The sequence below is a fragment of the Sorangium sp. So ce281 genome (assembly GCF_051527395.1).
Classification (GTDB): domain Bacteria; phylum Myxococcota_A; class Polyangia; order Polyangiales; family Polyangiaceae; genus Sorangium; species Sorangium cellulosum_B.
This window is the reverse complement of record NZ_CP150322.1, coordinates 1,684,234-1,707,778: the sequence shown is the minus strand read 5'-3', so window position 1 is coordinate 1,707,778 and position 23,545 is coordinate 1,684,234. Positions and strand designations below refer to the sequence as shown.

Sequence of the window (23,545 nt, the reverse complement as noted above, 5' to 3'; positions counted from 1 at the left end):
GTCATGCCCTTGGCGCTGGGCGCTCGAGCCGTCCCTCCGGGGCTCGTCGTCGCCGCAGCCCACCGCAGCGCCGGCGCCGGCGAGACTGCATAAGTGCCAGAGGAGCAGAAGTCGACGCATCGCCGCACGCTCCTGCTGCAAGGAGTTGCCATCTCCGGACTCGGAGCCCGGGGCGAAATGCATTAAAGTCGATCGGCAGGTCGATACGTGGAAGGGCGCCGAGCTCCGGCGCCGAGTGGGAGCAGCGCGATGAACGAGATCAATTTCTACGAGCTTCCGCGTACCATCCAGGACGGCGTGATCGAGGCGTTCCGCGGGCGGTTCGCGCCGGCGCCGATCGTCAGCCGGTTCGGGACTCGGCGCACCATCGTGGCCTGGCTCGCGGTCAGCGCCGCGTCGGGCCTCCTGCTGGCGGCGCTCTGTGCGGCCGGCCTGGGCGACGTCAACAGCGTTCTCGCGCTCCACCCGACGTCGGCGGCCGCCGCGTACGTGCTGCTCGCCGCGACCACCGTCATCGGCGTGCTCCGGGCGCTCGCCTACAACGCGGACCTCATCACGCTGCCGTTCACGCCCGGCCTGTTCGTCTTCCCCGCGAACCTAATCGACGCGCGCGACCACAGGCTCCGGGTCTTCTCGCTCGCGGAGCTCTCGCGCGTCTCGGCGGGCCCTCGGGGCGCCGTGGTCCTCACGTTCGGCGGCACGCAGCACGCATTTCCCCTCGAGGACCCGTCGCGCTCGGACGACGTGATCCGGGAGGTCGAAGCCGCGTGCAGCCGCATGAGGGCGAAGCCCGACGCCGCGGAGCTGCGCCGGCTCGATCCGTTCGAGCCGCCTGCCATCGAGAGCCCGTTCGCGTCGCCGATCCCGCTCTCGCGCGAGGTCCCCGGGTGGCGAAGCTATGCATGGCTCCTCGCGGCCGCGGTCGGCGTGGCCCTCGGCCTGGGGCTCTTCTTCCTCCGCAACCGGATGAGCGACGCTCGGATGTACGCCGCGGCGCGGGCGCGCGACGACGTGGCCGCGTACCAGAGCTACATCGCGCGGGGCCGCGACCACGCGGAGGTCGTCTCGCAGGTGCTTCTGCCGCGGGCCGAGCTGCGCCTCGCGGTGGCGAAGGGCTCGGTGGAGGCGATCGACGACTTCGCCCGCGCCTACCCCAGGACGGGCATCCAGGCCGAGGTCGCCGCGGCCCGCCGCGCGGCGCTCGCCGCGGAGCTCGAGCGGGCGCGCGAGGTGGGTACGCTCGCGGCGCTGCTGGCGTTCGCGGAGCGCTACCCGAAGCACGGCCTGGACAAGGCGTTCAACGACGCCAGGCACGCGCTCTATGCGCGCGCGCTCGATCGGTACAAGGGCGAGATGCCCGAAGGGAGCGAGCAGAACGCGGACTTCGTGCGGCGGCTCCTCGCCTACGCGGAGCGCGTGGGGCCCAGGAGCACGCCGGAGGGCCTCCGCGGCCCGGCCGTCCAGGTCCGCTTCCGGCGGCTTCCGTCGCAGGACCTGGAGCGCGCCGACGACATCGTTCGGAAGATCCCGATGTTCAGCGGCGCCGCGTCCCTGCCGACGCGCTACGTGGATGCGACCCGCCTCGATCCCCAGGAGAAGCGGACCGCGGCGGCCCTGGTGGAGGCGCTCGCGCGGGGGTTCGAGCCGGAGCTCGTCACCTTCGAGCCGGGCCCGCCCTTCGAGGGCGCCGCCGAGGAGCAGCTCACCGTGACCTCCCCCTCCCTCGTGGTGACCTATCGCGTCGAGTCGTCCGGGATCGCCCATGCCAGCAAGAAGCCGCAGATCATCATCATGGGGCTCAAGTTCTTCTTCAAGACGGAGTTCATCTTGCCCGGAGACGCGGAGCCGCTGCTCACGAGCTACAAGATCGCGCGGCGGGTCCCGGCCGGGCTCATTCAACAGCAGACCCCCGCCCCGCGCCCCGGGATCCTCGAGGCCATCGTCTACGAGGCCATGATGCGCGACGCCTTCATCGACCTCGAAGAGCGCTACCTCTCCAAGTGGTTCAGGAAGCGCGACGCGCTCCCGTGAGGGTGGACGCCGTTCGCCTCGCGGTGGGTGATGATGCCCTTGCCGGGCGTGAGCGCGTAGAGCGCGCCCCCGCCGACGAGCCTGGCGCTGGCGGAATGCCGCGCGTCGGCGTCGAGCAGGTACGTCTCGATGTAGGAGGTGCCGACGTATTCGGGCTTCGCGTCGGAGAGGAGCGGCCGGATCTTCGACCACGCGCCGTCGGCGCCGACGACGAGGCCGGTGGTCACGGTCGACCCGTCCGCGAAGGTGAGCTCGTGCCTTCCGTCGCCGAGCGCGCGCGCGCCCGTGAGCTTGCGGCCCCATCGCACGGTGCCAGGCGGGAGTGAGTCGAGGAGGATGCGCCGGAGGTCGCCGCGGAGCACCTCGGGGCGAACGCCGGTGCCGTCGTCCGGCTGGTCGAGGAGGACCGTGCCCTGCGGATCGACCAGGCGCATCGCCTCGCCGCCTTCGTGGACGATGCCGCGGAGCTCGTCGAGGAGGCCGGCGGCCTCGAGCGCGAGCTGGCCGTTGTAGTCGTGGATGTCGAGCATCCCGCCCTGCGTACGCGCCTCGGCGGAGCCGTCCGCCTCGTACACGGTCGCCCGGATCCCGTGGACGTGGAGGACGCGCGCGAGGGTGAGCCCGCCCGGCCCGGCGCCGATGATGGTGATGGAAGTCATCTTGATTCCTCTCGTTCTTCCGCCTGGATTCATCCTGGAACGTCGTTCCAACAATTACCTGGAACGCCGCTCCAGAGCTGTCAAGATGGAGCCGTGGCGAAGAAGGCGACGCGAGGCCCGGAACGCGAGAAACGCCGCGAAGATGCGCTCTCGCGCGAGCGGATCGTCGAAGCGGCGATCGCGCTGCTGGACGCGGACGGTGAGGATGGGCTGACGTTCCGCGCGCTCGCGACGCGCCTTTCGACGGGCCCGGGCGCGATCTACTGGCACGTCACGAACAGGAGCGAGCTCCTCACCGCCGCGGCCGACGCCGTGGTCGCGCGCACGATGGGCGAAGTGCGCGGCTCGACCAGGCCGCGCGAGGCGATCCACCGCGTCGCGCTCGGCGTGTTCGACGCGATCGAGGCGCACCCGTGGGTGGGTGCGCAGCTCTCACGCGCTCCGTGGGAGACGGCGATGCTGCGGATCTACGAGCGCCTCGGCCGCCAGGTCGAGGCGCTGGGCGTTCGCGGGAGGGCCCAGTTCACCGCGGCGTCGACGCTGCTCAGCTACGTCATCGGGGTGAGCGCCCAGAACGCCACGGCGAGCCAGTTCGCGCGCCGCGAGCTCGCGCCGTCGACGAACCGCGTCGACTTCCTCGAGGCGGCAGCGGCGCGCTGGCGCGAGCTCGACGCCCGTGAGTACCCGTTCACGCGAAGCGTCGCCGCCCACCTCCCCGGCCACGACGACCGCAAGGAGTTCCTCGCCGGGATCGACCTGATCCTCGCCGGGATCGCGGGCTCGGAGTGAGCCGCGGACGTCGCGATGCAAGGCGCGGGTCGGTGAGACCTCGACCACACGAACACGGCCTCGGGGTACTCGCGGAGCTCTTCCCGCGCCGCTTTGGGGAGCACTCGTTTAGGGAGGCGTATCACTCGTCGTCCTCCGACCCCTCGCCAGCCGCCGTGGGGAGCATGGTCCGAAGCTTCCTTTGCTCCTTCTTCTCCTTCGCCGAGAGGCCCTCGGCAAGCTCCTTCTGGTTCAACGTGGCGAGCCGTTCGAGAAGCTCCAGGGCCTCGGGGGATCGCGTGACGACATCACCGAAAGCGCCTGTTCCATAGGCGTCGAGCACGTTGCCGTAGAGGAGGCGATCGAGCTCGGTACCCGTGACCATCCCAGCTTTTTCTTCGCTGCCAGGTCTCGGCAGGCGGAAGACGCTTCCGGGCTTGGCGGCCTGGCAGATGAGCGGGCTGTGGGTGGTGACGATGAACTGGATCCTGGGGAAGTGCTCGCGAAACCAGCGCCCGACGCGTCGCTGCCAGGTGGGGTGTAGGTGGGCATCGATCTCATCGATGAGGACGACGCCGGGGACGATGATTTTTGTGGGGTCTTTCGCGTCGAAGATGGCGTCCCCGCCGTACGTGGCGGCGAGCTGGCGGATGAGCTCGAAGGTCATGCTCAGGATGGACCGGTACACGAGCATGAAGCCGCCGCCGCCGATACCGCAGGAGAACGGGTCCGTCACGCCGAGCACGCCCGCCGCGGCGACCGCGGCGTCGACGGCGTTCCCCCCTCGCTATGGGTTCTCTCGGGGTGCGCTGGAGGACGGACGGCTCGCGGTCGCACCCCGCCTCATGCGGCAGAGTCGGCCGTGAGGGCCCTGTCGAGGAGCCGCCATGTGCGGCATCGCCTTGCCCCGGAGATTCACAATGCATCCACCGTACCGGCGCTCGCAGCCGAGCGGGCGTCCGTGAGGTCGAGCCGGTCCTTGCCACGAGGCGGCCAACGCGGTAATGGTTCGGCAGGTCATGAGCGCCAGCGCGTAGCCCCGGCTCGCTGGCCGACAACCCTCCGATCCGCGGTGGGGTGTCCCGGGTGACGACCTGGCCGGCCGCATGTGCGGCGGGCAAGCGCGGACTCTGGTCGCCCGGAGTCCCCTGGACTCGTGAGGTGATATGTCGCTCGCTTCCATCGTGGACTTTCGCCCTGACGCGGGCGCGCCGGCGTCGCCTGCCCTCGGCGCGCTCCCTCTGCCCGTCGTCGGGGCGGACCTCTCCGTGCCTCTCGTCACCGGCGAGCAGGTGGGCTACGTGAACCTCGATTACGCGGCGAGCGCGCCGTGCCTGCGCTCGGTGCTCGACGCGGTCGCGGCGCTGCTGCCCTGGTACAGCAGCGTGCACCGCGGGGCGGGGTTCGCGTCCACCGTGACGACGGAGCTCTATGCCGCCGCTCGCCAGGAGGTGGCGGACTTCGTGGGAGCGCGCGACGAGGACACGGTGGTGTTCACGAGGAACACCACCGACGCGCTCAACCTGCTGGCCGCGGCGCTGCCCGACGACACGACGGTGGTGATGTTCGCCTCGGAGCACCACGCGAACCAGCTGCCGTGGCGGCGCGGTCGGTCCGTCGTCCTCCCGGTGCCCGCGAGCGCGGACGAGGCGATCGCGCGGGCCGACGATGCGCTGCGCGGCGTGCCCTCACGCCATCGGCTGCTCGCCGTGACGGGGGCGAGCAACGTCACGGGCGAGCTGTGGCCGCTCCCGGAGCTCGCCGCGGTCGCCCATCGCCACGGCGCGCGGCTCGCCGTGGACGCGGCCCAGCTCGCGCCGCACCGCGCGATCGCGCTCGCCGGGATCGGGGCCGACTATGTCGCGCTGTCCGGTCACAAGCTCTACGCCCCCTTCGGCGGCGGGGTGCTCGTCGGCCGCGGCGACTGGCTCGACGCCGCGCGCCCCTACCTCGCCGGCGGCGGCGCCGTCCGGCGCGTCACGCACGACGGCGTCGAATGGGCGAGCGGCGCGCCCCGCCACGAGGCCGGCACGCCCAACGTGGTCGGCGCGGTGTCGCTGGCGGCGGCGTGCCGCGCGCTCTCCGAGGTGGGCATGTCCGCGGTGGCGGCGCACGAGGCGAGCCTGCTCGACCGCGTCACGCGCGGCCTCGGCGCCGTGCCCGGGGTCGAGCGCCTCGCGATGTGGGGCCCGGAGAGCCCGCGGATCGGCGTCGTGACATTCAATGTGCGGGGCCTCCATCCCGGCGCTGTCGCCGCGGCCCTGAGCGCCGAGCACGGCATCGGTGTCCGCGACGGCTCGTTCTGCGCGCACCCGCTCATGACGGCGCTCGCCGGGGAGCGCGCGCCGGAGGCGAGCGGGAGCGCGGCGGCGGTGCCCCTCGCGGTGCGGGCGAGCTTCGGCGTTGGCACCAGCGCGGCGGACATCGACCGGTTCCTCCTCGCGATCGCCGATCTCGTCGCCCGGGGTCCCCGCTGGCGCTATCGCCTCGACGGAGGGCGGCATGTCCCCGATCCGGATCCTCGCCCGCGCCCTGCGCTGGCGGGCCTGCTCGCCGGGGGCGCGGCCGGCGCGGCGCTCGGGCCCCTGACGAGCCAGCTCGCGCCGTGCCAGGCGCTCCTCTGAGGCGGATCAGCCCCCGGGCGCGCGGCCCAGGGCGAGCGCGCGCCGCGCGAGCGCGCGCAGGTCGGCGAGGGTCGCCCCCTCCAGCGGCGAGGCGTCGACGTCCTCGCCGCGCGCCGGCGCATCCCCCCGGCCGAGCGCGTCGAGGAGCCAGCGCGCCGTGAGGACGTCGCCGCCGAGCCACGCGCGCGCCGGCGGAACGTGCGGAACGTGCGGAACGTTGGAGAGCGCTGCGGCCTCGATCCAGCCGATGGGCACGCGCGCCAGCGCCGCGGCGGAGGCGCCCGGCGGCACCGGGTCGTCGGGCGCGGTGATGGGCTGGAAGCGCTCGGCCGCGAGCTCGGGCGCCTCGCCGCCGTCGATCCGCGGGAGCGCGGCGCGGAGGGCGACCCCCTCGACGACGGCGCGCGCGAGCGCCTCGAGCGAGAGGCGCGCCGGGAGGACGTCGGAGAGCGCGGCCGGGGCCTTGCCCAGCCAGCGGTCGATGACGCGCTCGTCCGGCGCCGCGAGCTCCGGGGGGATCGCGGGCGCCGCGTCGAGGCCCGCGAAGACCTCGATGAGGACCGCGCCGTCCGGCGTGGCGTCGAGGCCGAGCAGCGCGGCGGGGCGGTGCTGCAGCGAGATCCACTCCCGCCCGAAGTAATGCGCGGGCGCGCCGGCGCGGGAGAAGCCCTTGAGAAAGCCGCGCACGTTGCGGTTGAGGACCGTCCGGGCCGTGGCGTCGGGCGCGAGCGCGGCGGCGTGCGGCAGCGCGAGGGTCCACACGACGCCGCGCCCGCCGAGGAACGCCGCGGTGCCGGTCGTGGCGCGCCGCAGGACCTTCGCGCCGCGCGCGGCGCAGGCCGCGAGGTCGACCACGCGCGCTGCGCGCTGGGCCGCGCCCAGCACCACGGCGGGCCCCTCGACGAGGCTGGCGGCGAGCCAGGGCGCCGCCTCTGCCGAGCGGGCGCGCGCGAGCAGCGCGGGGCCGAGCGCGAGCGCGTCCTCGAGAGGACGGTGAACCGGCGGGAGCGAGTGCATGGCGGGCATCGAGGGAGTCTCCTTGGCGTGAAGCTCGGCGCGCGGCGATGCGGCGATCTGCCGGCCTGCGGAAGCCATCGACCCGTTGACGGCAGCCCGGGGCGGGGTGTGCCATGGTGCCATGTTCAACGCCCGCCCCGATCGACCATGGCTCCCCGCCGGGCCCACGGAGCGACTGCTCCGGGTGGAGATCACGGTACCCCGGCCCGAGGGGAGCCAGGCCCGCAAGCCTGTCCACCTCTCGCTGGTGATCGACCGCTCCGGCTCCATGTCCGGCGAGAAGCTCCGGCTCGCGCTGGAAGCTGCTCGCCAGGCCATCCGCACCCTCCAGCCCGGCGACCGCTTCAGCGTGGTCACCTTCGACCACCAGGTCGAGGTGCCCATCCCCTCCACCGAGGCCACGCCCGGGGCGCGGCTCCGCGCCGAGGCCGCGCTCGACACGGTGACAGCGCGAGGCAACACCGACCTGGGCGGCGGCTGGCTCCGCGGCTGCGCCGAGGTGAGCGCGCACCTGCCCGAGGATGCCATCGGCCGCGTCCTCCTGCTCACCGACGGCCAGGCCAACCACGGGATCACCTCGCCCGACGAGCTGACTTCCCGCGCCCGCGCCCAGCGGCTGCGCCGGGTGACCACCAGCACCATTGGCCTGGGCGAGGGCTTCAATGAATTCCTCCTGGGCCGCCTCTCCGAGGAGGGCGGCGGCAACTTCTATTTCGCCGCGCGCGCCGACGAGCTCCCCGGCTTCGTCGGCCGGGAAATCGGCGAGGTGCTCTCCGTGGTCGCCCGCGACGCCGCGCTCGTGATCCGCGCGCCCGGGGGCGTCGAGGTGGCGTCGCTCAATGACTACCCCTGCACCCGCGACGGCGGGACTTGCTCCTTCTCGCTCGGCTCGCTCCCAGGCGGGAGGGTGCTGGCCCCGATGTTCCGGCTGCGCTTCCCCGCCGGCGCGATCGCCGAGACGCTCGTGGTCGACGTCGCGCTCACGGACCGGGACGGCGCGCTGTCGAAGGAGCCCTGGACGCTGGCATGGCCTCGGGTCGCGGAGGAGCAGGTCCGCGCCCAGCCGGCGGATCCGGAGGTGCTCCGGGCCGCGGCTGCGCTCGACGCCGCCCGCGCTCGCCGGGTGGCCCTGGGGCTCAACGACGATCGCCGGTGGCAGGACGCCGCGTCCACGCTGGCCGACGCGGCCAGCCGGCTACGAAGCTACGCCGACGGGGATCCCGAGATCCGGGCCGAGGCGGACCGGCTCGACGCCGAGCGGGACGCCTATTCCAGGCCGATGTCCTCCCTGAGCAAGAAGAGCCATTATTACGACGCGATGATGGCCATGAAGATGGGCGGCCGCGGCCGCGCCAGGCAGGGCCCTCGGGTCCTCGGGGTCTCCACGGCTGCCCGGCTGGCCCCGCTGCTCCAAACGGCATCCCAGGCGCTCGGCGGTGTGAGGGGGGCGCCGGCCTTCGACGTGGACGTGACGTTCCCGGGGTCGCCGCTCCCTGCCGGTCCGCTCTCGCAGCATGACGAGGACGAGCTGGCCGCCGACGCGGACTCGCTGGACCCCGGCGCCCTCAAGGTGGTCTTCGTGGAGCAGCCCCTGACGGACCGCTGGTTCTCGCACTGGCATCCGGGACACCGGACGGCGGTGATCTCGCTGGCCGGCCTGGATCAGCTCATCTCCTTGCCAGCCGCGTCCTTCGTGGCCTACGAGCTGCTCCTCTACGGGCTTCACGCCCTCTCCGCCGATTATGAGCCCGCGAAGCTGTTGCACACCGAGACCCTCGCCTGCCTCTTCGACCTCTGCCAGCAGAAGGCCGAGGTGGCTATCAAGCTCCAGGCCGGTCACATCTGCGCCGGGTGCCTCGGGAAGCTCTCTGCCGTCGGCCTGGATCGCGACGTGGTGACCCAGCTATGGCGAGCGGTCCAGGCGCTCGCTCAGTCGGGGACGTCGACGGGGCGCTGACCACCAGCCTTTGCTTGTCCTCTCCGCCGCAAGAGCGCAGTCCTCGCCCCGAGGAACGCGGACGGGGCCCTGCAAGAGGGGCGCGGACGAGCCCCTGCGGGACGAGGCCCTGCGGGGAGCCGCCGGTGGTAGCATCTCCCCATGGTGACCGAAGAGGAGCTGGCAGAGCAGCGCGTCGGCACGCGGATCGGCCCCTGGGCGGTGGAGAGCGTCCTCGGGGTCGGCGGCATGGCGAGCGTCTTCTTTTGCCGCCGGGCTGACGGGTGCGTGGCGGCGGTCAAGGTCCTGCACGCCGAGCTCGCCGAGATCGAGGCGGTGCGAAAGCGGTTTTTGCGCGAGGGGCCGATCGGGAGCGCGCTGGCCGCCGTGGCGCCGCTCTGCGAGGGGCTCCCCCAGGTGCTGGAAGCCGCGGCCACGGCTGACGGCCTTGTCTACATGGCCATGGAGGTGCTCGAGGGAGAGACCGTGTTCGACCGCATGGCGCGGCACGGGACGCTCCCTGTCGGCCAGGTGATCGCGCTCGGCGAGCGGGTCCTCGACGTCCTGATCGTGGCGCACGAGCACGGCGTCGTTCACCGCGATCTCAAGCCCGAGAACCTCCACATCGGCAACGACGGGCGCGTGCGGGTGCTCGATTTCGGCCTCGCGCGCGTCCTCGACCCGCTGCTCGAGGACGTCGCCGGGGTGCCGGAGATGACGAAGACCGCGACGGGCGTGTCGATCGGCACCGACGATTACATGGCGCCCGAGCAGGCCCTGGGCCTCATCCGCGAGATCGACGGCCGGACGGACCTCTTCGGCCTGGGAGCGACGATGTTCCGGCTGCTCGCGGGCCGCACGATCCACGGCAACCTGGACGACGCGCGCCTGCTCATCGCGGTCGCCACGGAGAAGGCGCCGCCCCTCGCGATGCACGCCCCCACGGCGCCGCCCGGCCTGTGCGCCGTGGTCGACCGCGCCCTCGCCTTCCTCAAGCAGGAGCGTTATCCCGACGCGAGGACGATGCGCGCCGATCTCGCCGCCGTGCGCGCCGGCCGCGAGCCGCCTTATGCGACGGCCGCGGCGCGGCAGCCGCGGGGGGCGTAGGGACCGCGGCAGGCAGCGCTCCACGTGGAACCAGAAGGCGGGAAGAGCATCATCCCACGCGCTCCCAGGCCTCCTGGTCGAGCGCCGGGAAGGTGACGAGGCACGCGCCCGCCTCGATGCCGTCGAGGCGGGCGCGGCCCTCGTCGTCGAGCGATCCTTCCCGGATCGAGCCGTCGGGCAGCTCCACCCGGTAGCGCTCGTACGGGATAGGCCGGTCATCCTCGCCGAGGAGACGGATCTCGATCCAGGTGAGCTCGGTCCTCGGCGCGCGCGGGGCGGCGCTGGCCGGCGCCGGCTCCTCGGCGTCGGCCGCGTCGCCGCCGTAGGACGGCAGCCAGGGCAGGGGCGCCTCGCGGAGCCGCACCCGTCCGCTCAGCAACAGCCGGCTCAGCGCGTCGAGCACGTCGGCGTCGGCCAGGCGGTAGACGACGCTGGCCGGCGCGGCGTCATCGAGCAGCCGCCGGAGCGCCGGGCGGTTGTGGGGCTCGGCGAAGAGCTGGCGCAGCCAGGCGGCCGCGCTCGCGCGAGCGTGGAGCAGGTCCGCGCCGCCCTCGCGGCCGTCGGAGGGCTCGATCGCGAAGCGCCGCGGACCCAGCGATAGCAGCCGCTTCAAACCACCATGCTCCTTCCCGGGCTCGCTCGAGCGTACAGCCTGGCTTCCCGCAAGAAAAGCCCCGCGGAAGGGGGCCGTCCGGCGCCTGGCGCGCGCTCGTCAGGGCAGGGCGCCCGCCTCGGCCATGGCGGAGAGGAACGCGTCGCCGAGGCCCGCAGGCTCGGCAGTGAGCCCCAGAAGCGGCCCCGGCGGGGCTGCGGCGTCGGGCCGCGAGGGGTCAGCGGTCGCGGGCGCCTGGAGCGGCGCCGGCGGGGCCGGAGGGAGCTCGCGCGGGGCCTCGAAGGGCGTCGCTGGCCGGCGGGCGCGCATGCTCAGCGGGTCCATCGTCCCTTCGAGCAGATGGTCCTGGATCCTGGGCGCCCGCGGCGCCGCCGGGCCGGCCGGCTGCGGGGCCGGAGGGAGCGCGGGCGGGGCCTCGAACGGTGTCGCTGGACGGCGCGCGCGCGCGCTCAGCGGGGCCATCGTCCCTTCGAGCGGATGGTCCTCGACCTGCTCCGCCACGACGGGCAGCGGCAGCATCGCGCGCGATGGCGCCACCGCCGACGGCGTGGCCGATCGCCCCGCCTCCTGCGCAAAGGGGTCGACCCACCGCAGCGGCTCGCCTGGCAGCTCCACGCCTGCCACGATCCGGAGCGCCGCGAGATCCTCGCCCGCCACGGCCGTGTAGCCTCGCCACACCACCGAACAGCACCGCCTGTCCGCGTCGATCTGCAGGGTGTCGGCACGCATGGCCAGCGCCGCTCCCCCGCGCGGCGCCCGCTCCTCGCGCCGGAACAGCCGCGCGACGGCCCGCGCCCCCGCGAGCTGCGTCCGCAGCCGCGGCCGCTGCGCGAACATGCCTCCCAGCACGACCCACTCGTCCCCTCGCAGGCCCTCCATCCGCTGCTCGGCCGGCGCTGCCTGGAAGTACGCCCAGTCGAGCCCCTCGGGCACCTCCAGCTCCACGCCCTCGAGCCGCCTGGGATCCGCCGCGCCGAGCAGCGCCTCGCGCCGTGGCCAGCGGCGGGACAGCGGCCCCATCCCGTCCACCCGCACGCGCCGCTGCCCCTCGCTCCCCGGCGCGGGCCCGTCGAGCGCCGTACATCGGTCGAGCCGCAGCGCCCCCTCCTGCACGACGGCCAGCCGGACCGTGATCTCGCCGGCGACCGTCGGAGGGACCTCGGCGTGCCCCGTCAGCAGCACGTCCGCCTCGCGCAGGTACGGCGCCAGATCCCCCGCCGCGCGCAGCCCCACGCCCGAGGGATCCGGAACCTCGCCGGGCACGATCGGATCCGGCTCGCCGAGCGTCACGGTGCCCTCGGCGACGAGCCCGAACGTCGCCTTGACGACCGCGGTCACGAACCGCTGCCCGCGCAGCTGCCAGACCAGCGTCGCCGCCGAGGCGCGGCCCAGCGACGTGATAGCGACAGGCCATCGAGCGCGGTGCACGGTCCATCCCAGTACCACACCGCGTCATCCCGGCGCGAGGACGGCGCGCGCCGCCCTCTCCGCCACGCGCAGCGCTCGCTATCCGCGCTGCCCGAGCGCCTCCTGCTGCGCGAAGCCCGGCCCCCGCACCTCGAATACCCTCCGCCCTCGCTCCCGCAAGCTCAGCTCCACCGCCGCGGCCCCGCGCGCGACCTGGTTGCCTCCCCGCAGCGCCGTCTCCAGCCCCTCTCGCGTCATCGCCCGCCCGAGCAGGTACCTCGTCCCCGGCCTGTACTCCGCCGCGCGGCGGCGCCACCAGGCGGCCACGCCGGCGACATCGGGAAATGCGAGGTCCTCGTCCGGATCCGCCGCCACGTCCTCGTCGTCCGGATCGTCCGTCGGCCCCGCCCGGAGCCCGTCGGGCGCCCTCCTCGCGAGGTGCTCTGCCGCCAGATCGAGCCCGGTGATCAGCGCGATGGCCTGACCCGCAAGGCGCGAGAGGGCAGGATCTGCCGCGACCTCCAGGAGCCACGGCACGCCCGCCGGGTCGCCAAGCGCCGCCGTCGCCGCCACCGCCGTCCGCGGGTCCCGAGCGGACCTCGCCAGCGCGCGCAGCCAGGTGGACGCGGCGGCCAGGTCCATCCGCCGCATCGCCATGCTCGCGGACGCCGCTGCGAACCGCCCGTCTCCGCCCGCGAGCTCCCAGAGCACCTGCGCGGACGCGCTCTCGCCGAGCAGCGCCGCCGACCACGCCGACCAGAAGCGGCACGCCTCGTCGTCGGAGCGGAGCGACGCGCGCACCTCCGGGAGCAGGTCGACCCGCCCGAGCTGCCCCGCCGCCCGCAGCGCTCGCGCGCGCAGCCGCGCGTCGCCTGCGAGCAGCGCGTAGCCGAGCGGCGCGCCCGGGTCCTCCCCGTGCGCCGCGCACGCCGCGATCCCCAGCCATTGCAGCGCCGGCGGGCACCGGCCGGAGGAGAGCCCCGGCAGCAGGCGCCGCACGCGCTCGATCGGCGTCCACCCGAGCGCCGACGCGATGCCCCGGGACAGGTCCGGCGCGCCGCCGCCCACGTCGAGGACCCGCGCGAGCCCCCGCAGGTCCCAGCGATGCACGGCCACGACCGCCGCGCCGAACACCTCGCCCCCCTCGGCCCGCTCGAGCAGCGCGCGGCACGCCTCCCAGCCCGCGTCTCCCGCCACCCTGAGCCCGTCGAGGTGCGCCTCCAGCCGGTCGTCGAGCTCGGCCAGGTCATCGAGGTCATAAGCCGCGCTCCGGGCGGCGCGGTCCCGGAGGAGCCACAGGAACGCCGCCTGGTCTGCGTGCTCCTCGCAGAGCGAGGCCTCCAGGGTCGAGCTCATCCAGCCACCGCCGCCCCCCCTCCCCCACCGCTCGCTCGCTTCTCCATGCGCTCTCCTCCGCTCGACCCGCGGGCATCGATCGGGCTCGCCTTCAGTTCATCCCGATCTTGCCGCCCTTGACGCTCACGTTGCCCGAGGCCTGCACGCTCACGTCGCCGCCGGACTTCACCGCGAGCTTCTGCCCTTCCACCTGGATCGGGCCGTCGGCCTTCACGACGAGCTGCTTTCCCTGCACAACGATGTCGCCGCTCTTCTTGATCAGGATCCGCGCGTCGCCGACCTGGATGGTGAGCTCCTTGCCCACGATGATCGCCTTGTTCTCGCCGACCTCATCCTTCGCGCTCTTGCTGATCGTGACGGTCATGTCCTTGCCCACCGTGATGGCGTAGGCCTCGTCCACGCTCACCGACTTGTTCTTGCCGACCGTCTCGTCGCTCGCCTCGCCGACGGATTCGGTCTTGCTCTTGGCGACCGAGATCGACGCCGACTCGCCGATCGAGACGCTCTGGCCGCCACGCACGTCGACCGACTGGTCCTTGCCGACCGACTCGGTATGGCCGCCCGACACCGAGACGCTCCGGTCGCCGCCGACGTCGAGGCGCTCGTCCTGTCCGATGCTCTCCGTGTGCGTCTTCTTGACCTCGATGGTCTTGTGGCCGCCGACCGCCTCGCGCTGATCGTTGTCCACGCGCTTCGTCCGGTCGCGGACGACGTGGAGCGCCTCGTCGCGGCCGATCTCCTGAGTCTTGTCGTTGCGAACGACGGTGTTCCAGTCCTTCTGGCCGTGGAGGAAGATCTCCTCGGAGCCCTTCCGGTCCTCGAAGCGGAGCTCGTTGAACCCCTCGCCGCCGGACGAGCTGTTCGACTTGAGGGTGCTCTTCGTCTTCTCGGCGGGCAGCGGGTACGGCGGCACGTTGGCGCCATGGTAGACGCTGCCGACGACGAGCGGGCGATCCGGGTCGCCCTCGATGAAGTCGACAACGACCTCGTGGCCGATGCGCGGCAGGATGACCGCTCCCCACGCGCCGCCGGCCCACGCCTGGCTCACCCGGATCCAGCACGAGCTGCGCTCGTCCCGCTTGCCCTGCCGGTCCCAGTGGAACTGCACCTTGATGCGCCCGTGCTCGTCCGTGTAGATCTCCTCGCCCGCAGGGCCGGTGACGATCGCGGTCTGGACGCCCCTGATCGAGGGCTTCGGCGTGATGAGCGGCGGGCGGAGCGGGACGGCGGCGGGGATGGCCTGGAACCGGGTTTCACAGGGCGACCTGCCCTCGCTCGCCACGGCATCCATCGCAGGCTCGTGGCCGCTGTGCTCGACGCGGACGAGGAGATAAGACTGGTTGATGTCGTCGCTCGGGTGCTCGGCGAGCGAGAAGGTGCGGCCGGCGAGCAGGCGAGGGCACACGGCCTCGCCCTCGGCGGTGCGGCGCCTCGCCGCGAGCTCCTCCAGCCGGACGCGCGCGCGCTCCCGGCCCGCGCCCGGCGCGTCGTAGTCGCCGGGGTGGTCGTAGATCTCGAGATCGTCGTCGCGCTCGCCCTGCTCGGAGCTCTCCAGCGAGAGATCCGGCTTCTTGAAGTTGTAATCACGCAGCGTGACCTTGCCGGGCCGGAGCTGCTCGGCATAGCGGAAGCGGGAGACGTGCTCGCCGCTGATGAGCGCGCCGAGCGGCGGGCGGAAAACGAGCGTCGCCTCGCCGTCGATCGGGGGGTGGGCCGAGGGCGCGTCGCAGAGCACGAGCACGTGCGCGCTGGCGTCGTGATCGAACCAGTAGGAGATGCCTTCCTCCTCCATCAGCCGGCAGGCAAAGGCCCAGTCGCTCTCGCGGTACTGCACGCAGTATTCGCGGGTCGCATAGCTCTTCTGGAGCGAGAAGCGGCAGCCGTCGGAGGCGACCCCGGCGGCGCCAAAGACCTTCTTCAGGATGTCGGGGACCGAGAGCTCCTGGAAGATGCGGCTGTCGCGCCGGTGGAGCAGGCGAAAGACGTCGGGCACCAGCACGGCCCTGTAGGCGGTGAGCCTCTTCCCCTCTTCTCCCAGCTCGAAATGGGCGATGATCCCGTGGACGTGGCGGACGTCCTCGTTGGCCCGGAACGTGAGCGACGCGCGCTTGCCGACCGCATCGCCGAGGGCGATGTCGCCATCGAGGCTCACCAGCGTGATATCGAACCGGAAGAGCTCGGAGATCGCCTCCTGTCCCTCGAAATGGACGATCCGGAGATCTGCGCTGAACCCTTCGATCTGCAATGTGTGCACGTGCCCCGCTCCTCCCGAGAGGCGAGCGCACGGGAGCGCGCGCGCGCGAGCGCTCCGATGATACATGTTCCCTGCGGCGCGATGTCGAGCTGCTTGTGCTGCCCGGACGGGTATGAAATGCTCACCGCGCACTGGCTGGATGCCCGCCCTCGACAACCTCACCCCGCTCGCGGCCGCCGATTTCCCGTCGCTCACCCGGGACGGGGCGGAGTGCCTCGTCGTCGTCGCCGCCGGCAGCTTCGTCCTGCCTGCGCCGGGGCGGCCCGCCGCGGGGCCGCTGCGCCTTTGCGACGAGCAGCCCGCGCCGCGCGCGGCCGACGAGTACTGGGGCGAGCCCGGGGCGTCGAGCCTTCGTTATGAATCGGAGGCCGCGTACACGCGCCCGCTCACGGACGTGCTGCTCCATGGCCATGCATGGACCGCCGGCGGGCGGCGGGCGGCCACGGCCTCGGTCGCGATCCGCGTAGGCCGGCTCGAGAAGCGGGCGCTGGTGTTCGGCGCGCGCGTCTGGCGGCGCGGCGTGGCGGGGCTCTCCGCCTCGATCCCGGAGCCCTTCCGGTCGATGCCGCTCCGCTACGAGCAGAGCTTCGGCGGGGCGGCGGCCGGCGCATACGATGCGCGCAACCCGGTGGGCATGGGCCTCCACGCGAGCGAGCGCGAGGCGCAGGACCGCCCCTTGCCGTTCATCGAGGACCCCGCCGCGCCCATCGAGCGCTGGTCGGACCGGCCTCCGCCGTGCGGCTTCGGTCCGGTGGCCCGGAGCTGGCAGCCGCGCCTCGCCCTCGGGGGCACGTACGACGCGGCGTGGATCGAGCGGCGCGCCCCGCTCTGGCCTGCCGACTTCGACGAGCGCTTCTTCCAGGCGGCCCCGCGCGGCCTCTCTGCCTCGCCGCACCTCCGGGGCGGCGAGCCCGTCGTGCTCGACGGCGTCTCGCCGGACGGCCCGCTCGCGTTCTCGCTGCCCGTGTGCCGGGTGGTCGCGAAGTGCGCCTTCGCGCGGCGCGTGGTGCGGCGGCTCATGACCCTCGACTCGGTCTACCTGGAGCCGGACGAGCGGCGCGTCTCGCTCGTCTACCGCGCGACGTTCGTGGCCCACCGCGAGCTCGCCGGGCACGAGGCCACCACGGTCCGCCTGCTGGAGCCGTGGGAGAACGCGCCGTGAGCGGCGAGCGCGTCGTGGGCCTCGGACTGTGCACGCCGGTCGGGACGACCGCGGAGATGACGCTCGCGTCGATGCGGGCGGGGCTCGCCCGCTTCGCGGAGACCTCGGTGCGGGACGGCGCCGGCCAGCCCGTGCGCGCGTCGCGGCTCTCGACGCTCGATCCGACGTCCACCCGCACGGAGCGGATGATCGGGCTCGGCCGCTCCGCGCTCGACGGCCTGCGGCAACGGCTCGAGGCCCTCCCCGGGCGAGCGCCGCTCTACCTCGGGCTGCCGGAGCCGGGGCTCGGGGCGGAGATCGCGCGGGAGCCGCTCCTCTCGGCGCTGGCGAGGCCGCCGGGGCGCGCCGGGGCGCGCGGCGCGATCGAGCTCGCCGGGGCCTACGAGGCGGGGCGCGCGGGCTTCTTCGAGGCGCTCTCCGCGGCGATCGAGGACCTGCGCGCGGGCCGGGCGGGGTCGCTGGCGGTGGTGGGCGCGGTCGACTCGCTCTGCGACGCGGGCTCGCTGGCGGCGCTCTCGGCGGCGCGGCTGCACCTCGGCGCGCAGAACCGCGACGGGCGCGTCCCGGGGGAGGCGGCGGGGTTCGTCGTGCTGGCGCGGCCCGGCGCGGCGGCGACGATGGGCCTCGACGCGCTGGGCGTGGTGCTGGGCGTCGCGCTGGGGGCCGAGCCCGCCCCGTTCGCGTCGCAGGTACCGAGCGCGGCCGACGGGCTGACGGGCGTCTTCCGCGCGCTCCGGGGGGACGCGGCGGCGGGGGCGCGGCGCGTGGACGAGGTGATGAGCTGCCAGCCAGGCGACTCGTTCTGGGCGACGGAGCTCTCGCGCGCGTACCTGCGCAACGCCGCGCTGATGCCGGAGCCGCTCGCGCTGTCGGCCGCGGGCGAGTGGCTGGGCGACGCGGGCGCGGGCGCCGCGCCGGTGATGCTGGCCGCGGCGCTCCAGAGGCGGCGGCGGCGCGCGCTCCCTCCGGGGCAGGCGCCGCGCGCGCTCGTGTACGGCAGCGCGGACGGCGCGCGGGGCCGCGGGGGGCGCGTGGGGGCCTGCGTGGTGGAAGGGGCCGTCGCGGCCCGAGGAAGGGAGGAGCGATGAGCAACGTCTTCGCGAACGGCCGCCTGGTCCTGCACCAGGGCGACGGGCTCACGCACATCGCGGCGCCGCCCGACGTCTGCAAGGTGCCCACGCCGGCCGGCCCGGTGCCCACGCCGTTCGTGAACACGGCGCAGGACGCGATGCTCGCCAAGGGGAGCAAGCAGACGGCGATCGCGGGCAACCCCGTGGCCCTCGCGAGCTCGGAGCTCAGCACGAGCACGGGCGACGAGCCGGGGTCGGCCGGGGGCGTCATCTCGTCGAAGATCAAGGGCAAGCTGACCTGGAGCGGGTCGAGCACGGACGTGAAGGTGGAGGGCAAGGGCGTGGTCCGGTTCCTCGACCCGACCATGCACAACGGCAACACGTTCAACACCGCGTTCATCTCGAACGGGCAGACGGGGCTGGCCTACGGCGACGACGCGCCGTGCGTGGTGTGCCGGCAGGCGCTGGACAACCACCGCGTTCACGAGACGAGCGCGGTCGTCGAGACGCTGCTCGCCCTCTTCGCGGAGCTCGAGAAAAAGTTCCGCGCGCAAGAGGAGCTCCTGCGCAAGTACCTCGCTCTCGTGGAGCAACGGCGGGAGAAGCGGGCCGTGTTCGAGCGCAAGATCGATGAGCAGAGCGTGTCCTTGAATCAGCTGGAGACGGCTGCGGCATCCGTGAAGACGGACCTCGACAACGCGCCCAAGGAGAAGAAGGCCGAGCTCGGCAAGAGCTACAACGAGGCCCAGAAGAAGGTGACGACGAAGCGGGACGAGATCAAGGCCCTCAGGCGAGAGGCCGAGGTCGCGACCGAGGACCTCACGAAAGAGCTCCGCAAGATCAACGACGAGCTCGGGGCAAAGCCCCCTGTCCTCGGCGAGGACGAGAGGACCGGCACGTACACCAAGCCCTATATGATCGGGGCGTGTATCTGCAAGTGCAGCCAGGCCCCCAAGATGCTCGCGGCCGCCTCCGGCAAGGTCACGCCCGGCTTCAGCGACGCCGTGAAGGCCACCGGGAAGTTCGTGCTCGTCGACGGCTTCACGCAGAGCGACCGGCAGAAGGGCGCCCTCGAGAGGCTGAACCGCAACGCCTGGGACTGCGCCGCTCCCAAGCTCCTCGAGGCAGGAGGCGCGGGGGGACACAAGGTCAAGACCATGTCGGAGAAGTGGTACTCGCCGCTCAACGTGACCGTCAAGGTCACGTACACGAAGACGAAAGACGGAGAGAAATCGAGGAACCTGCAGGAGTTCCGGCACAAAGAGTCGGTGCCTTCGTGCGAGACCTGCCAGGAGCTCATCCCGGAGATGCTCTGCAAGAACCAAGAGGAGTGCTCCTGAGCCATGGAAGAGCTCCTCTCGCTCCTCGACCGCTACGCGCCGGGGTACCGCGGCCGGGTCCAGGGCGTGTACGGCTGGCGGCTCGACGAGCTCGAGGACCGCTTCGGCCGCCCTTGCCCGGGCTTCTACCGAGCGTTCGCGCTGGCGATGGGCGCCGAGGGCGGGCCGCTCCTCGAGGGCCTTCACGAGTACCACCCTTCCAAGATCGCAGACCTCTACGCCCTCGCTCCATGGATGCCGCCGCGCCGCTTTCTCTACGTCTTCGGCGACGCGTCCCCGGACGGGCAGCACTACTTCCTCGATCTCGACGCCCCGTCCGAGGCCGAGGACTGCCACGTCGTCCGCTTCCCCTTCGGCGAGCAGACGTGGACGACGCGCCTCACCCGGCGGTTCGTGAGCCTCCGGGAGATGCTCTTCGTGCTGGCCATGACGAACGTCCACCTCCCGATCTTCCCTCACCGCGCCGGATATCTCTCGACCGGCGGGCCGGCGGGCGCGCCTCCGCGCGCCGAGGACGTGGCCGTCATCCTCGAGCGGCTGGGGTTCACGCGGCTCCCGTATCCGCGGCGCTGCCTCCTGTTCGAGCGGCACGACGCGGGCATCCTGCTCTACCGACGCCCTGACGACCCGGGCTTCTCGCTGCGCGTCGGGTTCCTCGATCCGGCGAAGCTCCGAGGCTTCGAGGCCGTCATCGAGGACGCCGCCGGGCTGGCGCGGTGGCGAGGCGCGGTCTAGCGGCGCGCGCCTCGCCATGAACGACATGGCCGCCACGCGCCGCCGTGGACGCCCTCCGGCGCGGGCGTCTATCATCGACGCTGGCGCGTGGCAGGAGGTCCAGGTGGGATCCGCGAAGAAGCACATCGTCAAGCAAGGGGAGTGCATGTCGAGCATCGCCTTCGAGAACGGGTTCTTCTGGAACACGCTCTGGTCGCACCCCGAGAACGCCGCCTTGAAGGAGTCTCGCGACAGCCCCTTCGTGCTCCGACCGGGCGACGTGGTCCACGTCCCGGCGCTGACGCTGCGAGAGGTCAGCGCCGCGACGGGCGCCAAGCACACCTTCCGTCGCAAGGGCGTGCCCGCGAAGCTGCGCCTGCGGCTGCTCGTGATGGATAAACCGCTCGCGAACCTCCCCTACGTCCTGACGTACGGCGACCGGAAGATCGAGGGAACGACGAGCGCCCAGGGGCTGGTCGAGGCCTTCGTCCCCCCGGACATGCCGCGCGCGAGGTTGACGGTGGGCGAGGGGGACGACGTGCACGTCTACAACATCGCTCCACGGACGCTCAACCCCTCCCGAGACGTCGACGGAATCCAGGCACGCCTGGCCAACCTCGGCTATTACAGCGGTCCGCGCCATGGTGAGCTCGACGCCGCGACGATCGCCGCGCTGAAGCGCTTCCAGCGCGATCACGATCTCGAGGCCACGGGCAAGCCCGACGAGGCCACGGCATCGGCGCTGTCCGAGCTCCACACGAGCTCGAGCTGAGCCATGCCTGCCGATGCCTCTCCTCGCGAGCGCCGCTCGGGCAACCCCGAGCCCCGGACCGGAGCCTGAGCCGTGCGCTCGACGAAGCTTCACGCCCCCGGCAGCCCGGCCTACACGAGGCTCCGCGAGGACGTCTTGAGCTACCTCTGGCGGCGCTACCCGCAGCACTGCGTCGTCCTGACCGATCCCCGGAGCCGCCGCGCCATCGACGTCGGCATCGCTCGCGCCGCCCGCCACGGCTTTCGAGACGCGGCGGAGGTCCGCCCCTTCGTGGGCTTGATGGTCTTCCTCGGGAGCCACTTCGACGAAGATCCACAGCTCCCATGGGCGGGCGAGCATCTCGGCCAGAGCGCCCGCGCGAGCCGCGCCGACGCGATGACCGGCTTGCTCGCCGAGACGGTGCGGCGCATGCAGCCGATCGTCGGCCAGAGAGGCGAGTATTACAGGCGCGCCCTGGCCTGGTCGGACGCCCGCGGCTTCGAGGCGATCGCCGCGGCCCATGACGACAGCGACGACGGGCTGCGCGGCTTCTTGAGGCAGCTGTATCGCCGGAAATACGACGCTCTCGGCGACGACTCCGTGGAGCGGCTGATCCAGGGCGCGCGGAGCGCTGCCAGGCAGCACGGCCTCACCGCGGGGCCGGCCGTCATCGTGTACCTCGGGCTCATGTTCCTGCTCGGCAGCGGCTTCGATCGAGATCCCTTTCACCCCTGGGCCAGCGAGGCGCTCGCCAGCGAGGCGCTCGCCACCGAGGCGCTCGCCACCGAGGCCGCCCCGCGTCCTCAGCCGCAGGGGTGGGAGCTCCACGAGAGGGCCATCGAGACCCTCCGCCGCTATACGAGGCTCGACAGGCTCATGCACGCGCGCACATCGGGAGGTTAGCCATGGGGTGCTGCTGCGGGACCAGCGACATCAACGACGAGGCGGAGCAGCGCCGCCTCGTCCGGGACGACCCCCGCGACGACGCGCGCGACGTGGAGGCCGGCCTCGAGGACGGCAACGTCGTCAACGAACAGTTGCCGACCATTCACTATGTCATCGTCGGCCGGGGACCGATGGCGGTGGTCAACCACCGCACGCTGGTGGAGTCCGCGTGGGGGCAGGGTCGCCTCGGCGAGCACGAGGTCCTCCACGTGGGCTTTCCCAACCCCTGGCCGAGGTATTTGCGGCACGGCCTGGGCCAGCCGAATCACCTCCTGAGCTTCCCGGCGTTCGCCAATCAACCCTCCGTGGGAGGGAACGCGATCGACGGCGGCCTCGACTCCCAGCACTTCGGCGCGCAGATCAGCGCAGAGTTCGACACGCTCGACGCCGGGGTCGCAGAGGAGTGGGTCGGGCTGATCCAGACGCGCGCGGGGATGGAGGCGATCGACGCCCGGATCGCGGCCGAGGAGGGCGGCGGCGCGGTTCGCGACGCGATCAATCTGCGAATCCAGGACCCGTGGCCGGCCTTCGCAGACGGCGAGGCTCCATATCGTCTGTGCTTGTACAATCCAGCGCACGGGACGGCCCGCCTGGTCTACGCCGCGAAGATCGACATCTGCACCGGCCCGGGCCGCCCGCTCGTCGTGCCGCCCCGGGACGGGGACAGCGCCGAGACCACCGGCGCGCGGACTCCCCCGTGGCTCAGCCCCGAGGTCTGGTCGCTGGTCGAGCGATGGCGCAATCGCAGGACGCTCAACGGCGTGGACGCGATCCGGGATGAGGTGGTGTGGAACGTTGGACAAAGGGTCTGTGTCACCGCCGGCGGAGGCGTGGGCCTCAACGCGGCGGAGAAGGCACGAAACAGGCAATGCGCCCTCGACTGGTTCGGCCGCGCGGGCCTCATGGCTATCTTCGAGAACCCGAGGAACATCACCTTCCTGAAAGACCCGAACACGAACGTCGCGCGTGAGCCGGCGCGACGCCGGGACGTCGGCATCGACGGTGAGGACGACCTGATCGCCTCCTCCAGGCGTGCCCGCATGGGGCGCGGCGCCATCCTGGCCAGTGCCGCGGCAGCCGACGAGGCCGTCGAGGTGCGGCTGGCGGCCGCGCCGGGGGAGAACAACATCCGTGATTGGTGGGCCAACCGGAGCCCGTTGAACGCCCAGGAGGCCCGCTGGACGCTGTCGAACGAGTACGAGCAGGAGGTCGCCGGGCTGGAGGTGGTGGAGTCTCGCGAGTACGATCGCCTGGTCATCCCCAACGGGCAGGAGACGGACGCGGTCGGGCACCCGCGCTCCTTCGCTCATCACCTGGTCTTTCAGGCCGTGGAGGAGGCAGGCCGGCTGGTCGCCCTCGAGACGGCAGACCACCTCGTGCGGATCCTCGGAGCCGCGTGCAACAACTATCCCGGGTACGGAATCGGCACGCGGAACGTCCACGGCAACACGCCGAAGGATAGAATGTGGAACTTTCACGCGACGCTGCCCGTGTCGGCGGTGCCCGACGGCTTCATCATCTGTGGTATCAACACCGCGCTGGCGAACCGCTACTTCACCGAGAACAACCCGAACAGGAACGTCAACACCATGACCCTCGACGAGCTCACCGCGGTCGTGGGCGCAGATCTCGCGGGGCGCCTCATCGCGGAGCGCAACACAAACAACGGCTATCTCAACCTACTTCAGCTCCAGACCGTCTGTAACAGCCAGGATGTCAGGCTGGCCCAGCTGCGATTCGCCTACCCGTAGCAGGCCAGTCGCAGGGCAGCCGGCACGCGCGTCCAGCGCC

At 72.7% G+C, this 23,545-nt stretch carries 18 protein-coding genes, 2 pseudogenes and 1 riboswitch; of the genes and pseudogenes, 12 read left to right on the top strand and 8 right to left on the bottom strand.

The genetic code is table 11. The annotated features are described in order from the left end of the window. Nucleotides 1-249 precede the first annotated feature (249 nt). Entirely contained in the window at nt 250-2,031 is a 1,782-nt protein-coding gene (locus WMF27_RS06465) for a hypothetical protein (RefSeq protein ID WP_437761123.1), read from the top strand. A 5-nt stretch (nt 2,032-2,036) separates the two neighbouring features. Here the strand turns inward: WMF27_RS06465 and WMF27_RS06460 are convergent. Further along, nucleotides 2,037-2,690: pseudogene (locus tag WMF27_RS06460) on the bottom strand (FAD-dependent oxidoreductase); the annotation flags it as partial. Nucleotides 2,691-2,783: 93 nt separating this feature from the next. Between WMF27_RS06460 and WMF27_RS06455 the strand changes: the two are divergent. Continuing rightward, a complete protein-coding gene (locus WMF27_RS06455; RefSeq protein ID WP_437761124.1) occupies nt 2,784-3,479 on the top strand; it encodes a TetR/AcrR family transcriptional regulator in 696 nt (231 codons plus the stop codon). Between the two features lie 121 nt (nt 3,480-3,600). On the opposite strand, the gene WMF27_RS06450 is transcribed toward WMF27_RS06455, so the two are convergent. Together WMF27_RS06450 and WMF27_RS06445 are read right to left on the bottom strand one after the other, a co-directional pair. After that, nucleotides 3,601-4,125 carry an AAA family ATPase gene (locus WMF27_RS06450; protein ID WP_437761125.1) on the bottom strand — a complete coding sequence of 175 codons (525 nt, stop codon included), beginning with the start codon at nt 4,123-4,125 and terminating at the stop codon, nt 3,601-3,603. A gap of 24 nt (nt 4,126-4,149) precedes the next feature. Beyond that, nucleotides 4,150-4,233: pseudogene (locus WMF27_RS06445) on the bottom strand (gamma-glutamyltransferase); the annotation flags it as partial. 240 nt (nt 4,234-4,473) lie between these two features. Further along, nucleotides 4,474-4,588, top strand: a riboswitch (SAM riboswitch). A gap of 36 nt (nt 4,589-4,624) precedes the next feature. Between WMF27_RS06445 and WMF27_RS06440 the strand changes: the two are divergent. Then, nucleotides 4,625-6,082: an aminotransferase class V-fold PLP-dependent enzyme gene (locus WMF27_RS06440; RefSeq protein WP_437761126.1), complete on the top strand. Its 1,458-nt coding sequence runs from the start codon at nt 4,625-4,627 to the stop codon at nt 6,080-6,082. 6 nt (nt 6,083-6,088) lie between these two features. Here WMF27_RS06440 and WMF27_RS06435 read toward each other — a convergent pair whose 3' ends face one another. Next, the gene (locus WMF27_RS06435; RefSeq protein WP_437761127.1) at nt 6,089-7,108 is read right to left on the bottom strand and encodes a lipoyl protein ligase domain-containing protein; all 1,020 of its coding nucleotides are present in this window, start codon (nt 7,106-7,108) and stop codon (nt 6,089-6,091) included. A gap of 112 nt (nt 7,109-7,220) precedes the next feature. Between WMF27_RS06435 and WMF27_RS06430 the strand changes: the two genes are divergently transcribed. Further along, a complete protein-coding gene (locus tag WMF27_RS06430; RefSeq protein WP_437761128.1) occupies nt 7,221-9,056 on the top strand; it encodes a vWA domain-containing protein in 1,836 nt (611 codons plus the stop codon). A 141-nt stretch (nt 9,057-9,197) separates the two neighbouring features. After that, nucleotides 9,198-10,142, top strand: a complete 945-nt coding sequence (locus WMF27_RS06425) for a serine/threonine-protein kinase (RefSeq protein ID WP_437761129.1) — start codon at nt 9,198-9,200, stop codon at nt 10,140-10,142. A 49-nt stretch (nt 10,143-10,191) separates the two neighbouring features. Here the strand turns inward: WMF27_RS06425 and WMF27_RS06420 are convergent, their stop codons facing one another. The 4 genes from WMF27_RS06420 to WMF27_RS06405 all read right to left on the bottom strand — a co-directional run bounded on the left by WMF27_RS06420 (nt 10,192) and on the right by WMF27_RS06405 (nt 15,772). Further along, on the bottom strand, nt 10,192-10,755 hold the full coding sequence (locus tag WMF27_RS06420; RefSeq protein ID WP_437761130.1) for a hypothetical protein: 564 nt from the start codon (nt 10,753-10,755) through the stop codon (nt 10,192-10,194). A gap of 99 nt (nt 10,756-10,854) precedes the next feature. Then, nucleotides 10,855-12,183: a DUF2169 domain-containing protein gene (locus WMF27_RS06415; protein WP_437761131.1), complete on the bottom strand. Its 1,329-nt coding sequence runs from the start codon at nt 12,181-12,183 to the stop codon at nt 10,855-10,857. 78 nt (nt 12,184-12,261) lie between these two features. After that, the gene (locus tag WMF27_RS06410; RefSeq protein ID WP_437761132.1) at nt 12,262-13,518 is read right to left on the bottom strand and encodes a TIGR02270 family protein; all 1,257 of its coding nucleotides are present in this window, start codon (nt 13,516-13,518) and stop codon (nt 12,262-12,264) included. Nucleotides 13,519-13,609: 91 nt separating this feature from the next. After that, on the bottom strand, nt 13,610-15,772 hold the full coding sequence (locus WMF27_RS06405; RefSeq protein WP_437761133.1) for a type VI secretion system Vgr family protein: 2,163 nt from the start codon (nt 15,770-15,772) through the stop codon (nt 13,610-13,612). Between the two features lie 139 nt (nt 15,773-15,911). On the opposite strand from WMF27_RS06405, the gene WMF27_RS06400 reads away from it, so the two are divergent. The 7 genes from WMF27_RS06400 (at nt 15,912) to WMF27_RS06370 (ending at nt 23,505) form a co-directional block, all read left to right on the top strand. Beyond that, entirely contained in the window at nt 15,912-16,934 is a 1,023-nt protein-coding gene (locus tag WMF27_RS06400; protein WP_437761134.1) for a DUF2169 family type VI secretion system accessory protein, read from the top strand. Further along, complete coding sequence (locus WMF27_RS06395) at nt 16,931-18,022, top strand: beta-ketoacyl synthase N-terminal-like domain-containing protein (RefSeq protein WP_437761135.1); 1,092 nt, start codon at nt 16,931-16,933, stop codon at nt 18,020-18,022. The genes WMF27_RS06400 and WMF27_RS06395 overlap by 4 nt, the downstream gene beginning before the upstream one ends. Beyond that, nucleotides 18,019-19,344: a PAAR-like domain-containing protein gene (locus tag WMF27_RS06390; RefSeq protein WP_437761136.1), complete on the top strand. Its 1,326-nt coding sequence runs from the start codon at nt 18,019-18,021 to the stop codon at nt 19,342-19,344. Before WMF27_RS06395 ends, WMF27_RS06390 begins: the two co-directional genes overlap by 4 nt. A 3-nt stretch (nt 19,345-19,347) precedes the next feature. After that, entirely contained in the window at nt 19,348-20,079 is a 732-nt protein-coding gene (locus WMF27_RS06385) for a hypothetical protein (protein WP_437761137.1), read from the top strand. Between the two features lie 103 nt (nt 20,080-20,182). Beyond that, on the top strand, nt 20,183-20,830 hold the full coding sequence (locus tag WMF27_RS06380) for a peptidoglycan-binding domain-containing protein (protein ID WP_437761138.1): 648 nt from the start codon (nt 20,183-20,185) through the stop codon (nt 20,828-20,830). A gap of 72 nt (nt 20,831-20,902) precedes the next feature. Further along, nucleotides 20,903-21,712 carry a hypothetical protein gene (locus tag WMF27_RS06375; protein ID WP_437761139.1) on the top strand — a complete coding sequence of 270 codons (810 nt, stop codon included), beginning with the start codon at nt 20,903-20,905 and terminating at the stop codon, nt 21,710-21,712. Between the two features lie 2 nt (nt 21,713-21,714). Continuing rightward, nucleotides 21,715-23,505 (top strand): hypothetical protein, encoded by a 1,791-nt coding sequence (locus tag WMF27_RS06370; protein WP_437761140.1) that lies wholly within the window; start codon nt 21,715-21,717, stop codon nt 23,503-23,505. Nucleotides 23,506-23,545 lie beyond the last annotated feature (40 nt).